The organism is Bacillus sp. P14.5 (assembly GCF_003316765.1).
In the GTDB taxonomy this organism is placed as follows: domain Bacteria; phylum Bacillota; class Bacilli; order Bacillales; family Bacillaceae_B; genus Rossellomorea.
The window spans coordinates 1-1,039 of the sequence record NZ_NIJF01000031.1 but is presented as its reverse complement, the minus strand read 5'-3'; the positions used below and the strand labels follow the sequence as shown (position 1 = coordinate 1,039).

At 55.5% G+C, this 1,039-nt stretch carries 2 protein-coding genes; both read left to right on the top strand.

Annotation, left to right across the window (positions count from 1 at the left end):
• Window positions 1-493: 493 nt before the first annotated feature.
• A complete protein-coding gene (locus B9Z54_RS25510) occupies window positions 494-688 on the top strand; it encodes an ACT domain-containing protein (RefSeq protein ID WP_240189789.1) in 195 nt (64 codons plus the stop codon).
• A gap of 12 nt (window positions 689-700) precedes the next feature.
• The coding region (locus B9Z54_RS03665) for a DUF1015 family protein (RefSeq protein ID WP_113927159.1) at window positions 701-1,039 on the top strand (339 nt) is incomplete at its 3' end.

The following is a 1,039-nucleotide window of genomic DNA, read 5'->3' as shown; positions in this document are numbered from 1 at the left end:
GCATCGACGTCATCGGCTATGACCCGCATTTATCGGTGGACGCCGCATGGAACATCTCGCAACAAGTGAAGCGAGCCAAGCAGTTGAGCGAATTGCTCGCCGACGTCGATCTCCTATCGATTCATATAGCCACTCACCGATGACACGCGTCATATGATTGACGCGACGTGGTTCAAACAGATGAAACCGGGCGCCAACCATCTTGAACTTTGCTCGCGGGGAGCTCGTGAACGACTCGGATTTGCTCGCGGCGCTAGAGGAGAACGTCGCGACGTATATTACCGACTTCCCGAAACAGGCACTGCTCGGTCATCCTCAAGTCGTCGCCTTCCCGCATCTCGGGGCATCGACGCACGAGTCCGAGGTGAACTGTGCGATCCAAGCCGTCGATACGCTCAAACTGTACTTAGAGACCGGGAACATCCGTAACTCGGCCAACTTCCCAAACGCAGAACTCCCATATGTCGGGAAGCGGCGTTTGGCGGTGCTCCACTTGAACGTTCCGAACATGGTCGGTCAAATCGCGAGCCGGCTTGCCGAAAACGGCATCAATATCGATAACATGGTCAACCGGAGCCGTAACGACGTGGCCTATACATTGATTGACATCGACAACCATAAACATGAGACGTTATCCGTACACGCTTTATATGACATCGAAGGCGTCATGCGTGTCCGCGAATTTTAAGGAGGAATGACCATGGTCGTATTTAAACCGTTTGCCCCGTATATGCCGAAACACCCCGAGGCGGTCGCTGCCGACCCGTACGATATCGTTAGCGTCGAGCAGGCGCGCCAGGACGTCGAACAGCGTCCCGATTCATTTCTGGCGGTCGATAAACCCGAACTGTTCAAGGCGGATATGTCGCTCGAGGCGTGGGGGCACCGGGCCCGTCATGAGATTGAACGGCTGTATGAATCAGAATTGACCGAGCGGGCACATGGCTTCTACGTCTATCGGCTCACCGACCACGGACGCGTCCAGACGGGACTCGTCGCCACGTTCGCGGTCGCTGATTATGAGGCAGGACGAATCAAA